This window comes from Thioalkalivibrio sp. ALJ24 (assembly GCF_000377785.1).
Lineage (GTDB): Bacteria > Pseudomonadota > Gammaproteobacteria > Ectothiorhodospirales > Ectothiorhodospiraceae > Thioalkalivibrio.
In genome coordinates, this window is sequence record NZ_KB898736.1 from 1 (window position 1) to 17,384 (window position 17,384).

The following is a 17,384-nucleotide window of genomic DNA, read 5'->3' on the forward strand; positions in this document are numbered from 1 at the left end:
ACGGGCGGCTTCATGGGCCCGGGCCGGGGTACGGCGGTAGGCCAGCGGGACCGGAACCAGGCGCATGAGGGAGCCGTTACCCGCCGCTCCGGGATCCTCCGAACCACTCAACGGATTGCCGGAGTCTTCGTACCGCGCAAGCGCTGCGCTCACCGTGTTCCCGATGTCGAAGCACCGCCCCGTACTGCTGGCATAGCCTTCGCGCCACCAGCGGACGTAACGGCCCATCTGATCGTGCGCATCGAAGCCGCGGCACTCGACGAGGCTCTCCGCCAGCGCGATGGCCATCGAGGTGTCGTCGGTCCACTGCCCCGGTTGCAACCCGAACGGCCCGCCTCCCACCATGTCGGTGATGGCTTCAAAGCTTCCCGGCTCGCGAAACTCCAGCGTGGTGCCCAGCGCATCGCCGCAGGCCAGACCCAGCATCGCGCCCCGATAACGCTCTTCGATTGTCGGCACCCTCATCTCCCCGATGTCCGTGGCGGTGTCGCTTGCCCACCGCGGGAACACTGCATAGATCCGATCCCACCGAATGCGGGCGTTCGGCAACTTGCGAGAGCGTTATCACGAAACATGCGCTGCCCCAACGACCTGTTCGGTCGAGCGATCAGTTTGAGGCCAGTCCAGTACTGGTCAGACGCGAACCTATCCTCGGGCAAGGGCGACGATGGACCCCAGGTTCAATGAACGGGATAACAGGCATCCCCCCAATGCTCCTGCGCATTATCCAGCATGATCTCAATGACCGCTGGAACCAGGTCCCCCATGATCCGATTGGCATCCCGGAGCTGCTCGCGGTTCACCGAGCTACCCCAGGTCGCCCCACCATGAACGAGCTGGTTTCTGAGCGTATAAAGACGCTGGAACACGATCGCGAGAACGGTGCCGGTATCCTGTTGCGCGAGTGCCGCGTGCGCGGCTCGCCGGGCTGCGGCGAACCGTTCCTGCCAATCCTCGCTTCCTTCCACACCATTCTGGCAATCCCAATAGGGCTGAAACACATATTGGTTGTTCAGCAAGAGGCGGATGGATTCGGAATACTGCCGCCAGACCAAGTCATACAGCCGCCTCCCACCATCCAGGTCACTCAGGCGATGCAGGAATTCCCGCAATAGCCGGCTTTCGCCGACACGCTGCTCCCCGAGGTCGTTGGCGTACGCGGCATTGAACGCGATCCACAGGAAGATGAAACGCCCGTCCTCGTCATCGCACATCTCCGACCGCTTGAGCCAACTCAGCGCACGGTGAATCCGCAGGGCGATTCCTTCAGCATGCTCATGTCTTTCGGCCCTTTGCCTGGCTTTCAGTTGGTCGTGCGACATGGTTCCTCCTTGTTCTGCACCTCACGGCATTCCAGCTCCTAATCTCGCGCAATCAGCCCGCCGATACCCGACATCTAGCGCCTTTCAACCACCCGATAGCTGATGGAGAGCTTTGGACGCGCGAGCAGGGTTACAGTCAAAAATTTCTTGACAATCAACAATGAAGCCATCCTTGAAATACGACCTATCTACCAAATAACCAGACAGCTTCTTATGTACACGGTTCTCAACTCTAGCCGCAAACTCACAGAATTTATAGGAAAACAACCGCCAATCAGAACACCCGCCGTAACCGTAATAATTTAACTGGTCGACTCGCTCCCTTAGATTGCCAGTCGTCCCGACTTTTACCAAAGATTCAGATTGCGACTCAAGAATATACACATAAGCCGATTCATGAAATCTTCTCATAAAAGCAATAGCTTGCGTGTTACACTGAACACAATGGCCATGCCGCGTCCTCATCTCATGACCATAAACCCTGCACGGCGTAACCCCGATAGCGACCTCCTTGCCCAACTCCTTCATCATTGGTTGGTACACCTTGCGCGGAATACCGGTCGCATCCAATACGCTAGACAATGGAATATTTTGATCCACAAGGAATCTTTTTTGAGAATCTCTTAGGTTTCGCATACCAACCGCCGGAAAACCTTAACTGTGCGACATTCAAAACACTAACACGCCAAAATCCACAAATCGCTATCTTGATCGCAGAGGAGTCTCGGCCACCCCATCGTCAGAACGCCCCACCCAAACGTTTCACACAATAACATCCATCCTACCCTGCCCCATGGCCCCATGATGGCCGGAAGATTCAATGAACGGGATAACAGGCACCCCCAATACTCCTGCGCATCATCCATGTATAATCTCAATGACTGCCAAAACCAGCCCCATGATCCGATTGGCATCCCGGAGCTGCTCGCGGCTCACCGAGCTACTCCGAGCCGCCTCGCCACGGACCAGCTTGTTTCTGAGCGTATAAAGACGCTGGAAAACAATCGCGAGAACGGTCCCGGTATCCTGTTGCGCGAGGGCCGCGTGCGCTGCTCTCCGAGGTCGTTGTCGTACGCGGAATTGAACTCGATCCACAGGAAGAGGAAACGTCCGTCCTCGTCATCGCACACCTCCGACCGCTTGAGCCAACTCAGCGCACGGTGAATCCGCAGGGCGATTCCTTCAGCGTGCTCATGTCTCTCGGCCCTTTGCCTCGCTTTCAGTTGGTCGTGCGACATGGCTCCTCCTTGCACTGTACCTCGCGGTTTCCCAGCCCCTCGTGAGCACGACTCGTCACGACCGCACTGAATCCGTTGGCAGCCGTAAACATCGGCTCCTCAACGCCGACACCGAACGGACTTCCCCGCCCCGTGATTTCGACGCCTGGCATGTCGCGCAATCCGTCAGGCGCGACCGGGCAGAGAGATCTGCACCATCACTCCACCAAATCGAGTACGCGCTCGTTGTACTCTTCTTCCGTGATCACGCCGCGGTCTCGAAGCCGCCGAAGGGCCTCGATATCCGCTTCCAGCTCGCTCGATGTCTGACTTTCGGAGGGGTCGGCTGCGATGGCCTGATGCAGTCGCTCATCGTCCAGGGCCTCGTTGATGGTCTCCCACAGGGTCCGCGTCAGGATCTCTTCCAGTTTCTCGATGGACGCAAAGACGCCGCCGCCCGCGCCCCCCTCGACATTGCTCGCACGAACCGAATTCTCGTGGGTGACCTGCCGGGAACCGGACTCCAACACCGTGATGTTCAGTCGGGAGTGCGCCTCACGCCGCATCACCTGGTTGGAATCCAGGTGTTCGATGTCGACCTCCATGACGAAGTCACCCTCTCCTTCCTCCGCCAGCATGCCGCGCTGCTCCAGTCCCGTGATGAACTGGTCGCGGACCACATCGGATACCGGCTCTTCGGTCTCGAGCGTCTGCAATGGATTGCCGAAGCCGCCCCGAATCGCGCCCAGCCAGTTCGCCCCGTGCTGCCGGCTATCCGTGACGGCTCCCATCTCCACGTTGGCCTCGCCGACCGATTCCGATTCGCGGCTTGAAGCCGGATCCAGCGTGACCGGTGTGGTGGTACATCCAGCCACCAGAAAGCCGCCCAACAGGACCACTGCCATTCGCGTGATGCTCACCCTATTCCCTCCCCCCTCTTGTGGTTCTATAAGCCATCCTCGCAGATTCCAGTTCCTGGATCATCGCGTCCCGTAATGACCTCGGTTCCAGGACCTCGACACTGGCACCCAACCCCAGCAGCCACCACTTCAGGCGTGCGGTGTCCCGGACGGTGGCGGTAACCCGGGAGTGCTCGCCGGCGCCTGCGGGCTCAATGGTCTGGTCGTCCGACAGGCGAGCCTCATGCAGGTGGTACGCCAGTTCCGGGCTCACGCAGAGTTCCAGTCGGATAGTTTCGCCCTCGGGATAATCGAACGCCCCTTCCTCAATGAGTTGGTCAAGATCGAAGCCGGCGTCCGGATCGCGTGCCGTCACTTCGGTCAGCGCTGCGGCCTCAATCCGGTGCGCCGCGAGATGCAGCACGTCCTGGTGCGGCTCGATGGTGGCCAGGAGGTAGGTGACCGGCTCGCGGAACACCAGCGCCAGAGGGTGAATGCGGTGGTCTCGCACCCGCTCCTTCGAGCGTGAGCGGTAGGTGATGTCGAGGCAGCGGCGTTCCAGCAGGCCCTGCTGCACGGTCGCGAACACGCCTTCCGGAATCGCCGGCGGATCCAGGGGCGGACCGTTGGGAAGGATACGCACCCGCTCGGGCCACAGACTCAGGCCGGACGACTGACCCGTGGCTTCCAGCACCTCCCGCGCACGGGCGACCTGCGGTGCCAGCCGTTCCCGGGCGGACGGCGGCAGCAGGCGTGATGCATGAGCATCCAGGATCTGGAGGGTGAGCGCCGTTTCGGGATCGAGCGCGGGCATGTCCTGCAGCGGGGCATCGGCCAGCCAGTACCAGCCATACGGACGGTCCCGCTCGTCGCGTCCAAGTGGTAGAAATGCCGAGAGCGATTCCAGGTCCCGTTCGATGGTCCGCAGGGTCGTATCCAGTCCCCGCGCCTGCAGGCGCTCGACCAGTTCCGGTGCACTGACTCGGCGGGGCTGCCTTGGCACCATGCCCAGCAGCAGCATCCGCCGCTGCAGCGTCGCGCGCATTCCGTTGCCCTGGGTCATTTCCCGTCCATCCCCTGCCCGTCGGTTGTCCCGCTCACGCTGGAGCCTGCCAGCCGGTCATCACCGGCGCAAAGACGCGACGCCAGTACTGCGCAGGGGGGGCATGCCAAGCGATTAGCGAGGCTGATCGATTTCATACCGAATGCGCCCGTCCGTATCGCGAATCCGCGTCGGCGCGGAGCCTGGCCCCTCCTCCACGGTGCCACGGATCCGGCCGTCCGTACCGCGGATGTAGGTGGGCCCCGGCGGCTGCTCGTCAATGTAACCGGTGATACGGCCATCGGCATCGCGGATCAGCGGCTGCCCGGGTGAAGGGTACTCCCGCTCGGGCGGCGACGGCGTGGCACACCCCGTCAGCGCAGCGAGCAGGAAGGCACAACCGATTTTCAGAACGTCCATGACACCCCCGGCGAATGGATTTCCCCTTCAGGGTGGCCCATCCGGACGTCCGTTTCTGTCGCCCGGCCGAGGGAACATGGCCTGAGATGTACGGGCCGAACATGCATACCCGTCCGAATCGCTTCCGGAAGCGAGTGAGCCCATGTCGAACGAAATCGCCTTTGAAGAACTGGTCCTGCACCCCGAATTCGTCCGCATCCAGGACGGCTCGCGCGTGGTCCTGCTGCACGAAAGCGAGTTCGTGCAGATGCTTGCCGCACTCAACCAGTACGAGGCCCTGCGGGACCACTTGGGCGGCGATCCGCTGGTGGACATGGACCAGAAACGAGACGAGGAACGCGAATAAAGGCGCCGGGGCCCGTCAGGCGATCGCTTCAATCAGCGACGGGTCGTCCTCGGCGGGCCGGTTCACCCGGGTGGACACCGGGTGATATCGGAGGGCGTCGGGGTTTAGGCGCTGCGTCCGTGCCCGGATGGCCTCCCGCTCGGTGAGTGCCGCGTCGAGCCAGTCCCAACGGCAGGATGCATCCAGCACCAGGGGCTTGCGGTCGTGGATGTGCGCCAGGCGGTCGGATGCGGGTTCGGTGATGATCGCGCAGCAGGCGCCGCCGTCGGCGGTGGGCTCCCAGATCCCCGCCATCATCAGCACGTCCTGCAGCGCGTCTTCGGCCAGGGTGATGTAGTACGGCTGCTTTCCCTGCTCCGTCCGACGCCACTCGTACCAGCCGTCGGCCAGCACGATGCAGCGGCGATGCGCGAACGCCGAGCGGAAATACGGGCTGGTGGCCACCTTCTCCGCCCGCGCGTTGATGGGCCGCGGTCCCTCCTCCACCCGTTGCGGACGAAAGCCCCAGAACATCGGCTGGAACGCGGCCCCTCCATGGTCATCCGACCGGAACCCTTCCAGATCGGTCCCCGGCGCGACGTTGTACCGCGGTGCGTCAAACCCCGCATCAACCGGCACCTGGAAATAGCGCATGGCCAGCTCGCTGGTCGCGCTGTAACGCGTCATTCGTCCACACATGCGCTCAGCATGCCATGATCAAGGTGCAACCCGAACTCGACGCATCATCTCGGGCCGACGGGAATGCCTGCCAGGGAGTCGACTCGTTTTCCGGGTTCAGGGTTACGACGCGGCGCAAAGCTGGCGGCATCTCCTTTCTGAATCCCGGCGCCCGCCGACAGCCTGCGACCCTCAGTCCATCAGATGCTGACCGATCTCCACACAGGCCTCCCGGGTCATCGTATCCCGGTCTTTCTCGCCAAACACGGCCCGACCCGCACCGCCTGGAAGGGGTCAATCGGGACTCGCCATCTCCTCTTCGAGCACGGCAACACGAAGGATCTGTACGGGCATTGCTGATACCCCGGGGACGCCACACACGACCCCCTGTCTCGGTAGAACAATGACACACCGCTTCGGCGGCATTGGAGGCATTGGTCAAACCTGGACAGTGGGACATTACCCCTTTGCAAACAGCCACTTCGACCATTTCGAGCAACTTCTATCAGTTTCGTTTCGCGCCCGCGAAATGAGTCACTCCAAAAGATCGTCGATGTTTCCGCAGCGCACTTTTATCAGGTTCCTTTTGGTCAATCGATCGCAGAACCCTTTAAACTCATACCAGCCGCACCAAGCCCTTGTTCCGTTAGAACACTCGAACTCCATGTTCTAAACGAACACGGAGTTCCGAATGACGGATTTTCTTCATACCCCCCCCCCTTGCACAACCCCAAACCCCGCGTCTAACATCGATTAAAACCTGACAAGCAAACTTGAGATCAAAAGCCAAACAAAGGAAGCCACATGGATTGTGCAATACGCAAAGCACGGGTCGGAGAAATTTCACCTCACTCGGTGATTAACGAGGCAGAACATCGCATCGACCGGCACTACCTCTTGCCTTTCGACGCGCTTACGGAGGACGGCATGAAAATGCTGCTGGAAGTGATGCCGATACCCGTGACACGAATGTCCGACGATATGTTAGTGGCGCTTGGCGAGCCTCGACTGTTGCAGGCGGCACAGTTGCATCTCGATCCACGCGATCGCATCAGGGTGCTCGAATACCGGGGTCAAGACAGCGATGACGTCTGGACAGCGATGTGGGCTCGGGAGCTGCACGCCCTGTACACTGCACCGGCCGCCCACGGATACATGAGGAACCTGAACGACATCCGGGGCGCCATTCCGAGCGATGCGATCACCCGGTGGTGTCCATCACTGACCAGTGCCCGGCAGTTTGCCTCCGCCGCGGGCGTGAGCCGCAACACCTTGCGGCACCCTCAGGCCCATCAGGGCGGAGAATCCGCAGCCCCCGAAGAAACGCCCCTGGAGCGCATCCGCAAGGGGGTGCATGGTGAGTGACGAAGGCACAAACGGCACGGACATCTTGCGGATCACGCAAGACGATCGATGCGATGCTCGCCTGGTCGAGCGCTTCCCCTGCATCCTGCGACAGCCCCGAGCCTCCTCCGAACTGCGCAGCCACGTCGCACAAGAGTGGATTGCCTGCGCAGAATGGCTGACTGCATGCACGTGTGACGAAGAACAGGCCGAGATGATCACGATGCTCCGCGCGGCGGGCGATCAGATGCAGACGGTGATGCCGCATGCCTCATCCCTGTCCCCGGTTACGGTGAAAGAGGCCCGGCGCAACATCCGTGGAGACACCGATCAGGTCCCGATATACGGGATGTTGCTGCATGTGGCGGCCTCGGACCCGGAGCTACGCGAGACAATACGGCCTCTGGCGGCACAGCTGATGCTTGCCTATTCGACGCTGATCTACCACGACGAGGGGGATCGCATCGATCTATGCCTGTCATCGGACCAGGGCGGCAAGCATCCGATACCCAGCGCGGTTTCCGCCACGCGACTCGTGAGGCAGCTGGCCGAGGGTAAGCACAAGGAGCTCCTGGCACACCTGCCCGGCATGATGGAGATCTTCGCGCCTGAGTACGTCGACATTGAGACGCACTTGCCGGATGCCGAAGCCCCCTATGCGAGCGCCGTACGGGACGTCGGTGTGACCATCCGGGATGCGCGGCAAATGCGACCGAGGCGTAACAAGCGCGGCACAACCCGCACGCCATCGGCCAATGCATCGCAGTCACCCGAATCCGCACGTTTCGATACCAACACCGGGCGCGAACGTGGTGAAACACATCGCAACAACCAACGCCGCCGAAATAAACCTGTCGGGGGCACGAGGCTGCTGTCGATGTCGCCCCTTTCGGCCGATCAGGTCCGGGACCACCAACGCGCCGGGCTCGCCCCGAACGAAGTCCGCGCGAAACATGCGACCGTCCAGTCCGATAGCCTTCGGGGCGAGCCGCCCGGCGGCAGCCTGTCAATGCGTACCCGCTGCCAGCAGGGGATGGTCAAGGATCGGGCGCGAGCGAATCAGGGCCTGCCCATCCACCGGGGGATACCACGCGACGACGAGATCCGATTCTTGGTGGAAGCCCTGGAACGCTGGGCCCGTGATCTCGAGGATACAACCGAAATCGTTGGTGCCGAAGCGGTGGGTCTGCTGGGGCTGATGCTCGCGACGGGCGGGACCCTCGAGGATCTCCACGGGCTCCCCGTGGTTAAGGATGAATCGGCCATACCTGATGACCAGCCCCGCGCAATTCTGACTCGGGACGGCGTCCATCTCTGGGTGCGAGTCCCCGCGCCCGAAATGGATCCCACTCTTTACAGCGAGGTATCAGACCTCCTGCAGCCGATCGATACGGGACTCCAGCTCACCCTACCGAGTCGGATCCTGACCATGCTCCGGCGCGTCCGAAAGACTGCCGGAACCCTGAACACGTCGAGCATGTTCGCCTCGGCCCCAGAGAAGTTGAAGGAGGCGGCAACCAAACGTCTCCGAGAGATCAATCAGCGCCACCACAGCCAACTGCGACTCGCACAAATCCCATCCGTACTGCCGCAGGTCCTTGCGGATCAATGCGGGAACTGGTCCTACGCCTGGATCCTGTCGGGCGACGGGGATCCCCATGCGCACACTCCTCTGGTGTATCAGACGAGCCCACAATCAAGCCTGGTCGTCGCTTATCGTGATGCGATCGAGCACATCTTCGGTACGCCCAACGGCGAAGCGGGCCACCTGCCCGCCAACTCTAACGAGTGCTATGTCGGTAGTGCGCTGAGACCCTTGCCTGGCGTCTGGGAAGAGATAGCCCGTGAGCTTCGGGAGGGGATTCCCGAGCCGCCGTCCGAACGTGCCGGCAGCGAAGTTCATGCCATCCACCACGATGCTTACACTCTGTACACGGCCATGCTGGCCCTCGTCGGTACGGGACTGAGAGCCGTACGCGATCCGATTGAGAGTGTACTCGACATCGACTGGGACCACGGCCTGCTCTTCGTTATCGACAAGGAGGCAAAAGCAAGCGGAAACGAGCGGCTCATCCCCCTGGCTCCGACCGTTCTGGAACAACTCATGGCCTATCGACGCCACCTGCTGGCACTTGCGTCGCGGTGGGCCTACCGTCAGCCCGAACTCGCTGTCAAGCTAAGAGCCGCCGCATTCGGTAACGACCCGTCGATCCCTTTCCTTCTCTTCCTCTCGACGGATCTATCCACTGAATCCGTTCGCCCCGGAACGCTCTCGACTCGTTTGACCGAACTGTTCCCTGGCCCCGTGAACGTTGGCCGGCACCATATCCGCACCCATCTGACCGAGGCGGGCTGCCCAGGCGAGTTGATTGACGCCATCCTCGGCCACGAACCGATCGGAATGGAAGCCTACGGCCCCTATTCGGCATTGAGCATCCACGATCTGCGCCGCGTCGCCCTCGAATGGATCGAGCCCATGCTGCAGCAACATGGCTGGACCAACGTGGAAGGAGTGCCCGCATGACCCTCCATCCGGTCTGGACCCGTCCCACGCCGCACGCCCCTGAAGAGTCCATCGGGCGTGAGGCCCGAGCGCGTCAGCGCGCTCAGGAAGCCAGTGCGTCCGTTGACCGATTACAGGGCCTTGTGTGTCGCGAATCGCCGGAACTTGCCCAAGGAACACCGCCTTCTGACGGGCAAAAGACCATCGAACACATCGCCCAGTGCATCCAGGATGAGGCCGAATCCGCAGCGGATTGGCGCAACCAGCACAATTTCTTCGCGGTCACTATTGATCGCGGAAACCGGGAGGGCCTGTGGGCACTCACCGCCCCCAACCTCTTTCTGGATTTGCCTCGAGACCGTCTGCTGCGCGATGAGGAGCATTTCCGACGGGGTACGCAGTTCGTAACCATCCGCAAAGAGTTTGCATCCGCACTCGACGAGCTACACAAGCACGAAAAACGCTGGCATGAGGAGGGCACCACGACCCTCGCCACCCGACGCGCTGAACTAGTGCTGGCCAGCGCAGTACTCTTCGGCGGATTCTGCGACGCGCGGTACCTCGGCTTCCTGGCACATGCCCTGCAATCGAACCCGATCCAGCAGTGCGGTGAGCAATTGTGGATAGACATCCGCATTCCGAAGGCGAACGCGCGACGCCTGAATCTGGTCGGCGAGGATGAAGCCCTCCACCGATGGTGCATCGACGACCTGACGGCCGCTCTGGTTGCAAATTATCTGCGACACCATCCAGCCACCCCATTTCCCGTGCCATCCGGGAAGAACGCTGGCCAGCGAGCGAAGGAGGCCGTGAGCACGATCCGCGGGCTCATGACCGACCTGGGAATATCGACCCCGCCGGATCTGACGCCCGGCCAGTGGTGTCAGGGAGCCTGGGCTGCTCTGGAACGAGAGCCCGACGCTTCCGTTCCTGCCTATCTCGCGGAGTACGCTCTGGGTCGCATACCCAGCTGTTCGCTACCCACGGACCGCTGGGTGGCGTTGCTGAATCAGCGGGTTTCGCCCAATGCCAAGCTGAGCACCCAGCCGCTGAAGGCACTCCCCGACGCAACCTCACTGCCTTACCCCATCAGACCCGGCGGCACGCCGGACAAGGACACGAATCGCGTGGCCCGGCGCCTTTTGAAGGCTTTCGATGACAAGCACTCCAAAAAACTCTCCCGCACCGACTGCGTGCGCCGACTTGAAGAGCTGATGAGCACCCAGGCTCTCGGCCACCATGTCGTCGCGGACCTACTGGCCCACTGGGCCATCGTGCTCCTGTCCCATGGTTCCACCTGGCACCGCAAACCGCTGGCACCCAGCACCGTCTACGGCAGCTATCTGGCACCAATCGCTCGCCCCCTGATCAGCCTGCTAGATAGTTCGGGAATGCACGATATTCGAGAACTCGATGCCGACGAATTCGAGGAGCTGTATTCGGACGTGCTGAACCAGACGCGCTGGAAGGACAAAAACCCTCCAGCCGCGGCACTGGAGGAGTTCCACGAATATCTCTTCGCTCAGCACGAAGTGGCGCCCCTCGAAACCACATTGTCCAAAGCCAGCCGAGGGATCCCCCGCGTCCGTGCCCTGATGATCACGGAGGCGGAATACCAAGCCGCGCGACGAGTCATCCAGTCACAGTACGGGAACCCCCCCTACCGGAAAGAAGCGCTCGAGATGGCCTTGTTCCTTGGCTTCCGCGCCGGACTTCGTCCGGCTGAATGCGAGAAGCTGCAACTCCAGGAAATCATGAGGGGCACCTGCGACACTGTCGTTACTGTCCGGACCAACCGCTATGGGAACAACAAGAATCGTCCCTCGTTACGCCGCATCGACCTGGCGGCACTGTGCCCGAAGGACGAACTCGATTGGTTTAACAAACGTGTGAAACGATTGCACGACTCGTTCGGAAACGCTGCAAAAGCCCTGCGGATACGCGAGAGATCGGACAGGAACGACCGCATCGAGGGTGATCTCCTGCGCGCAGAACTGCAAACGATCCTTCGCCAGATCACGAACAACCCCGACGTGGTCATGTACTCGCTGCGCCACAGCGCCCTGACCCGACTGCACCTGCGCGCGGAAGTGCCCGAGCGCGACCAAGAGATCCACGTTCCGGAAGCTGAACACCCCGCCGACACCAGCCTCGTGCCTAACCTCACCGGGGGGCGACCGGACTCGATGAAGAGACTGCACGCAATCGGCGCCATTGCGGGACACGCCTCGCCCGAAATGACCTTCACAACGTACCTGCATGGCATGGACCTGGTACTGTACGAGAAGGTCCGCCAGACCCTGCCCCGACTTGAGGCCACCGTCTACGCGCAACTGCTTGGTCAGTCGTACGAATCCACAAAACGTTTTCTCAAAGATCACCGCCAACGGAATCCCGCGTCCGCCTCGAGCCTCAGACAAAGAATCGTCGAGGCTCTACCGACGAAAAACCACCCGCCGCCGCTCACCGATCCATCCGTGCCTCCCGGCAACGTCAACGTGGTCAACACCGCACCTGTACAGATGACCGCCAACGACGTCGTCCACATCCTGCAAGACTACGACCATGGCTACCCACTCCCCGTCATCGCCAGGGGAGCCGGTTTTCAGGACGAGCGTTGCAAGGAAGTCATTGATGCAGCCCAAACAATCGCCTCCATCCGATCGAAGAAAGGGCAGCCTCGGTTCATGAGCAAAATCCGGCGAACGGGATTCACCGGCTCCGGACTACCACTCGAACCTGCCCAACCGGAGAGCGAAGCCGACTTACGTCTCGCCCATCGCATGATCGAGCGCATGAGAAACAATCGCCTGCTTTCGACCGAAGGGCCCCTGGGCGACATTGGCCCAACCATCGAATACTTCCTCACCCATATCGAAGGCAACAATTCCGGTGTTCGCTTCTACAAACCCAAGGAGGCCAGACCCTTCGTCGACCTGCTCGCCCATCTCGCTGATGACCACCGAATGATCTTCGGCACACACGTCCGCTCAGCCAGCAGCCGTATCGATGCCGAGACCCAAGTTAAGCGCTGGGAAAAGGAACTCAAAATCGCCATCAGACGTGATAACAGCCGGGTCCTGAAGAAAGATGGCGGCCGTTATGGGAAGTTGACGATCTCTCTGCGGCTCGATGGCAACGACCGTCACACCTCAGCGCGCGCATATAAGTACGTTCTTCACCTCGCGGCAATCGCCTTGTTAGCCCGCAAGAGGATTCAGGTTCCCGAATAAATGGATGCCGCCTTACCGGAGAGGAGGTGCACCTGACTGGGACAACACAAGGGGTGGCGCAATATGTGAGCCACCCCTGTTGCTACCATCACCCGCAAACGTACCGATCGGGAGAAGGAATCGCGCATGCTCGTGAATAAGGAACGAATCTCTCTCAGCGCCACGGATCTGGTCGCGCATGCTGCGTGTGATCACCTGACCGTGCTCGACTGGCAACAGCAGACCGGCCAGCGAACCAAGCCGGATTTCTATGACCCCCTGGCGGAAATCCTTCGCGAACGCGGCTTCCGCCACGAAAGCGCGTTCATCCAGACTCTGTCGGACCAAGGCTTGTCCGTTGTTCACATTGATGGGGTCGGCATCACGGACGACGCGGTACAGGCGACACGCGAGGCCATGGAGGCCGGCGCCGAGGTGATCGTCCAGGCGGCGTTGCGAAACGGAATCTGGAGCGGGCGGGCCGACGTCCTGCTTCGGGTCGACACTCCAAGCGCCTTCGGTCACTACAGCTACCGGATCGTGGACACGAAACTCTCGCGGGAAACCAAGGGGGCCACGATCCTTCAACTCTGCCTGTACGCCGACCTCCTCGCCTCCGTGCAGGGCACCGAACCCGATCAGGTTGGAGTGGTCGTGCCCTGGAGTGGGTATGAGCCGCAGTGGTTTCGTGTTGCCGATTACAGTGCATACTACCGACGCGTGAAGCGTTCGGCTGAGCAGGCGGCAGAAACCGCCGAAGAAGCCTGCACCTACCCGGACCCGAAACCCCACTGCGACGTGTGCCGCTGGCAGCGCGAATGCGATGACCGGCGACGAGCGGATGATCACCTATCGCTGGTCGCCGGGATCACGAAGGGACAGATCAACGAATGGCGCAAGCAGGGCATCGACACGGTCGAAGCGCTCGCACAAGTCCCTGTGCCGCTCGAATTCCGTCCCGAGCGCGGTTCCGTGCAGGCCCTTGAAAAAACACGCCATCAGGCAGCCATCCAGCTCAAGTCGCGCAATAGCGGTTTACCCGAATACGAGTTACTTGAGGCCGAGTCAGGCTTCGGCCTGACAGCCCTTCCGTGGCCCTCGAAGGGCGACATCTTCTTCGACATCGAGAGCGACGCCTTCGTTGGCGAGCACGGATTGGAGTATCTGTTCGGCTACGCCTACCAGGACGAGAGCGGTGCATGGCAATACCAATCTCACTGGGCCCTGGACCGCGAAGCAGAGAAGGCTGCCTTCGAGGCCTTCATCGACTTCGTGACCGAGCGGAAGGAGGCTTACCCGGACCTGCACGTTTTCCATTTCGCACCCTACGAACCCGCGGCAATCAAGCGCCTAATGGGACGCTATGCGACGCGGGTTGTGGAACTCGACGACCTGCTCAGGGATGAGGTGTTCGTCGATCTGCTCAGCGTCACCCGGCATGCCCTGCGCGCAGGCGTCGAGAGTTACTCGATCAAGAAGCTCGAACCGTTCTTCGGTTTCGAGCGCCAGGTAGCGATGCCCGAAGCCAACTCGGCCCTGACGCGCCTGTCGTTCGCGCTGGAGCTGGACGACCTGGGCGCAATTGATGAGGACACCCGGAAAACCGTCCAGCAGTACAACGCGGACGACTGCTTCGCCACCGCTGGCCTGCGCGACTGGTTGGAGCTGCTCCGGCTGGACCTGATCCATTCGGGTAAGGACGTGCCGCGGCCAGAACCGCCTGAGCCCCGCGAACGCGAGGACCAGAGCGAGGCCGAGCGGCACATTCAGGAGTTGATCGCCCAGCTTACGCACGACGTCCCGGCCGATCCGGCCGAAAGGACGGCAGAGCAACAGGCCCGCTGGATACTTGCGTACACGCTTGAGTGGCATCGGCGCGAAGAAAAAGCCACCTGGTGGGAGTATTTCCGGCTGCGCGATCTTTCCGCCGACGAGCTCATCCACGAGAAATCTGCCCTTGGCAGGCTCGAATTCGTCCAAACCACCGGACGCTCAAAACAAGGTCTCCCGATCGATCAGTACTCCTTCGTCTCGCAGGACACGGACCTGCGCGGTGGCGAGGCCATCGAAGACGTCGGGGGCGACGGCATCGGCAGGGTAGTGGAAGTAGACGCGGCCAAACGCACCGTCACGATCCAGAAGAAGAAGGCCGCTGCCGAAGTGCATCCGTCCGGTGTATTCAAGTTCGATAATGTGCCCACCAAGGCTCTATCGGACGCCATCCTCGATCTCGGCGAACATATCGCGGCACATGGCATGGGGAGTGACGGTCCTTTCAAGAGTGCCAAGGCCTTACTGCTTCGTAAGGCACCCGATGACGTCGAAAACGACCTTCGACACCCAAACGAGACAAGCCTGGAAGCCGCCCTGCGGATCGCGCCAGCAATGGACGACGGCGTGCTGCCCATCCAAGGGCCACCCGGGACGGGCAAGAGCCACACGGGCGCAAGGATGATCTGCGAACTCGTACGCCAGGGCCGCAAAGTCGGCGTTACAGCGAACAGTCACCAGGTCATCCGCCACCTTCTGGACAAAGCCGCCGAAGCGGCGGAAGAGATGGGCATTGCCGTGCAAATTGGTCAGAAGCCGAAGAACGGGGATTCGGACGAGCCCGATCACATCAGCTACTTCAAGAAGGATGCGAAGCTTCTGGAGGCACTCGAATCCGGGGAGGTCCAGGTGGCCGCAGGGACCCCTTTCTTCTGGGCAAAGACGCATGCCCGGAATAGCGTCGACACGCTTTTAATTGACGAAGCCGGACAGCTATCGCTCGCCAACGCGCTCGCCGTCTCTCACGCCGCGCCCAACCTGGTCATGCTGGGCGACCCGCAGCAGCTGGAGCAGCCCAGCCAGGGCTCTCACCCCGACGGGGTCGGGGTTTCGGCTCTGGAACATCTCCTCGGTGATGAAGCCACGATACCCTCCGATCGGGGACTGTTCCTGGACCAGACCTGGCGTCTTCACCCGGATATCTGCGCATTCAACTCCGAGCTCTTCTACGACGGCAAGCTGAACGCACTCGACAACTGTGCCCAGCAAGTCATCCACTCCGACGGCCCCGTCGACGGCAGCGGTCTGCGCTATCGGGCGGTGCAACATACCGGCAACACCAGCGCATCCGTCGAAGAGGCTGAAGCGATCGCCGTGCTCATCGAGCAGACGCTCGCAACGAATGCGTCGTGGATCGATCGCAGTGGGACAGAGCATTCGCTGACCCTGGACGACTTCCTTGTCATCGCGCCCTACAACGCCCAGGTGTTCGAGCTCCAGAAACGGCTCCCAACAAGTGCTCGCGTCGGAACCGTCGACAAATTCCAGGGGAAGGAAGCACCGGTGGTGATCTACTCCCTTACGACATCCAGCCACTTGGACGCACCTCGCGGCATGGACTTCCTATACAGCGCCAACCGGCTTAACGTGGCGGTGTCGCGAGCCAAGGCCCTAGCCGTTCTCGTAGGCGCACCTGCGATCTTCGAGGCCGAATGCCGAAGCCCAAAGCAGATAAAACTGGCCAACGCTTTTTGCCTCTTCCACGAAGCGGCAAAGTCCGCGCAAACCTGACGTTGGGGCAGTAGCCTTCGTCTTGCAAGTGCGGCAAGTCGCACTCCTGCTGCTGAGTGGGTTGCCCATGGAATATCCTGGACACCCGATTGATCAGGTGATCCTGATGACGGGAGGTGTTCATGAGCGAAGTGAAACGTTGGTCGGCCAAGCGCAAGCAGGAGGTGGTGCTGCGTCTCCTGCGGGGCGAGGGTCTGGATGAGTTGAGCCGTGAGACGGGGCAGCCGGCCTCCGTTCTCTCGGAGTGGCGCGACACGTTTCTGGAGAGTGGCCTGTCGGGTCTCAAGCAGCGCAGCAACGATCCCCGAGTGGAGGCGCTGGAGAAGGAGCGCAAGGCGCTCCAGGCCAAGGTCGGCGAGCTGTTGATGGACAAGGAGCTGCTGGAGATGCGGGTGGCGCGTCACGAGGGCGAGCTCCCTTTTGTGAAGCGGAGATCGATGCCATGAGCCGAGCCTGCTCGGTCTCCGTACGCCGTGCGTACGGCAAGGCTCGGGTGTGTCGGGTGTGGGGTGTCCCCCGGTCGACGGTGTATGCCCGCCAGGCGGCTGCGGCGAGCTCGGCCGTGCCGCAACGCCGGGGTCGCCCTCCGGCGGTGTCGGATGGCGCGCTGCTGGCAAGGGTGCGTGAGGTGGTCCGGGAGGCCGAGGCGCTGGGCATCACTGGCGAGGGCTACCGCAAGCTCTGGGTGCGCCTGAAGGGCAAGGGCATCATCGTCTGCCGTGAGCGGCTGCGCCGGCTGCTGCGTGAGCACGGGCTGCAGGCCCCGCATCGACAGGGCACGGCCCGGGGGCCGCAGGTCCACGACGGCACCATCATCCCCGAGGCCCCCGACCGGATGTGGGGGACGGATGCGACCCAGGC

The 17,384-nt window shown here is 61.7% G+C and carries 14 protein-coding genes; 7 read left to right on the plus strand and 7 right to left on the minus strand.

Translation table 11 applies throughout. The features are described from left to right. From D571_RS0113220 to D571_RS0113245, 6 genes are all read right to left on the minus strand, one after another. On the minus strand, nt 1-465 hold a 465-nt coding region (locus D571_RS0113220), incomplete at its 3' end, for an ADP-ribosylglycohydrolase family protein (RefSeq protein ID WP_232196986.1). 215 nt (nt 466-680) lie between these two features. Continuing rightward, nucleotides 681-1,322, minus strand: a complete 642-nt coding sequence (locus D571_RS0113225) for a HEPN domain-containing protein (protein WP_018937172.1) — start codon at nt 1,320-1,322, stop codon at nt 681-683. An 84-nt stretch (nt 1,323-1,406) separates the two neighbouring features. Continuing rightward, nucleotides 1,407-1,958: a GIY-YIG nuclease family protein gene (locus D571_RS14650; RefSeq protein ID WP_083916915.1), complete on the minus strand. Its 552-nt coding sequence runs from the start codon at nt 1,956-1,958 to the stop codon at nt 1,407-1,409. 799 nt (nt 1,959-2,757) lie between these two features. Continuing rightward, nucleotides 2,758-3,444 (minus strand): YajG family lipoprotein, encoded by a 687-nt coding sequence (locus D571_RS0113235; protein WP_018937173.1) that lies wholly within the window; start codon nt 3,442-3,444, stop codon nt 2,758-2,760. Between the two features lie 16 nt (nt 3,445-3,460). Beyond that, nucleotides 3,461-4,501, minus strand: coding sequence for a YafY family protein (locus D571_RS0113240; protein WP_018937174.1), 1,041 nt, complete (start codon nt 4,499-4,501; stop codon nt 3,461-3,463). A gap of 114 nt (nt 4,502-4,615) precedes the next feature. Continuing rightward, nucleotides 4,616-4,900 carry a hypothetical protein gene (locus D571_RS0113245; protein WP_018937175.1) on the minus strand — a complete coding sequence of 95 codons (285 nt, stop codon included), beginning with the start codon at nt 4,898-4,900 and terminating at the stop codon, nt 4,616-4,618. A gap of 142 nt (nt 4,901-5,042) precedes the next feature. Here D571_RS0113245 and D571_RS0113250 point away from each other — a divergent pair, with 142 nt between their 5' ends. Continuing rightward, on the plus strand, nt 5,043-5,246 hold the full coding sequence (locus D571_RS0113250; protein WP_018937176.1) for a hypothetical protein: 204 nt from the start codon (nt 5,043-5,045) through the stop codon (nt 5,244-5,246). A 15-nt stretch (nt 5,247-5,261) separates the two neighbouring features. Here D571_RS0113250 and D571_RS0113255 read toward each other — a convergent pair whose 3' ends face one another. Beyond that, the gene (locus D571_RS0113255; protein ID WP_018937177.1) at nt 5,262-5,912 is read right to left on the minus strand and encodes an SOS response-associated peptidase; all 651 of its coding nucleotides are present in this window, start codon (nt 5,910-5,912) and stop codon (nt 5,262-5,264) included. A gap of 795 nt (nt 5,913-6,707) precedes the next feature. On the opposite strand from D571_RS0113255, the gene D571_RS0113260 reads away from it, so the two are divergent. The 6 genes from D571_RS0113260 to D571_RS14370 form a co-directional block, all read left to right on the plus strand. Further along, nucleotides 6,708-7,268: a hypothetical protein gene (locus tag D571_RS0113260; protein ID WP_018937178.1), complete on the plus strand. Its 561-nt coding sequence runs from the start codon at nt 6,708-6,710 to the stop codon at nt 7,266-7,268. Beyond that, nucleotides 7,258-9,771, plus strand: a complete 2,514-nt coding sequence (locus tag D571_RS0113265; protein WP_232196988.1) for a site-specific integrase — start codon at nt 7,258-7,260, stop codon at nt 9,769-9,771. Before D571_RS0113260 ends, D571_RS0113265 begins: the two co-directional genes overlap by 11 nt. Continuing rightward, nucleotides 9,768-12,983, plus strand: coding sequence for a site-specific integrase (locus tag D571_RS0113270; protein ID WP_026287865.1), 3,216 nt, complete (start codon nt 9,768-9,770; stop codon nt 12,981-12,983). Before D571_RS0113265 ends, D571_RS0113270 begins: the two co-directional genes overlap by 4 nt. Nucleotides 12,984-13,109: 126 nt before the next feature. Continuing rightward, the gene (locus tag D571_RS0113275) at nt 13,110-16,523 is read left to right on the plus strand and encodes a TM0106 family RecB-like putative nuclease (RefSeq protein WP_018937183.1); all 3,414 of its coding nucleotides are present in this window, start codon (nt 13,110-13,112) and stop codon (nt 16,521-16,523) included. Between the two features lie 122 nt (nt 16,524-16,645). Further along, on the plus strand, nt 16,646-16,969 hold the full coding sequence (locus D571_RS14505; RefSeq protein ID WP_018937184.1) for a helix-turn-helix domain-containing protein: 324 nt from the start codon (nt 16,646-16,648) through the stop codon (nt 16,967-16,969). Further along, nucleotides 16,966-17,384, plus strand: a 419-nt coding sequence (locus D571_RS14370; RefSeq protein ID WP_038047265.1) for an IS3 family transposase, incomplete at its 3' end; no start/stop codon positions are given. The genes D571_RS14505 and D571_RS14370, both read left to right, overlap by 4 nt.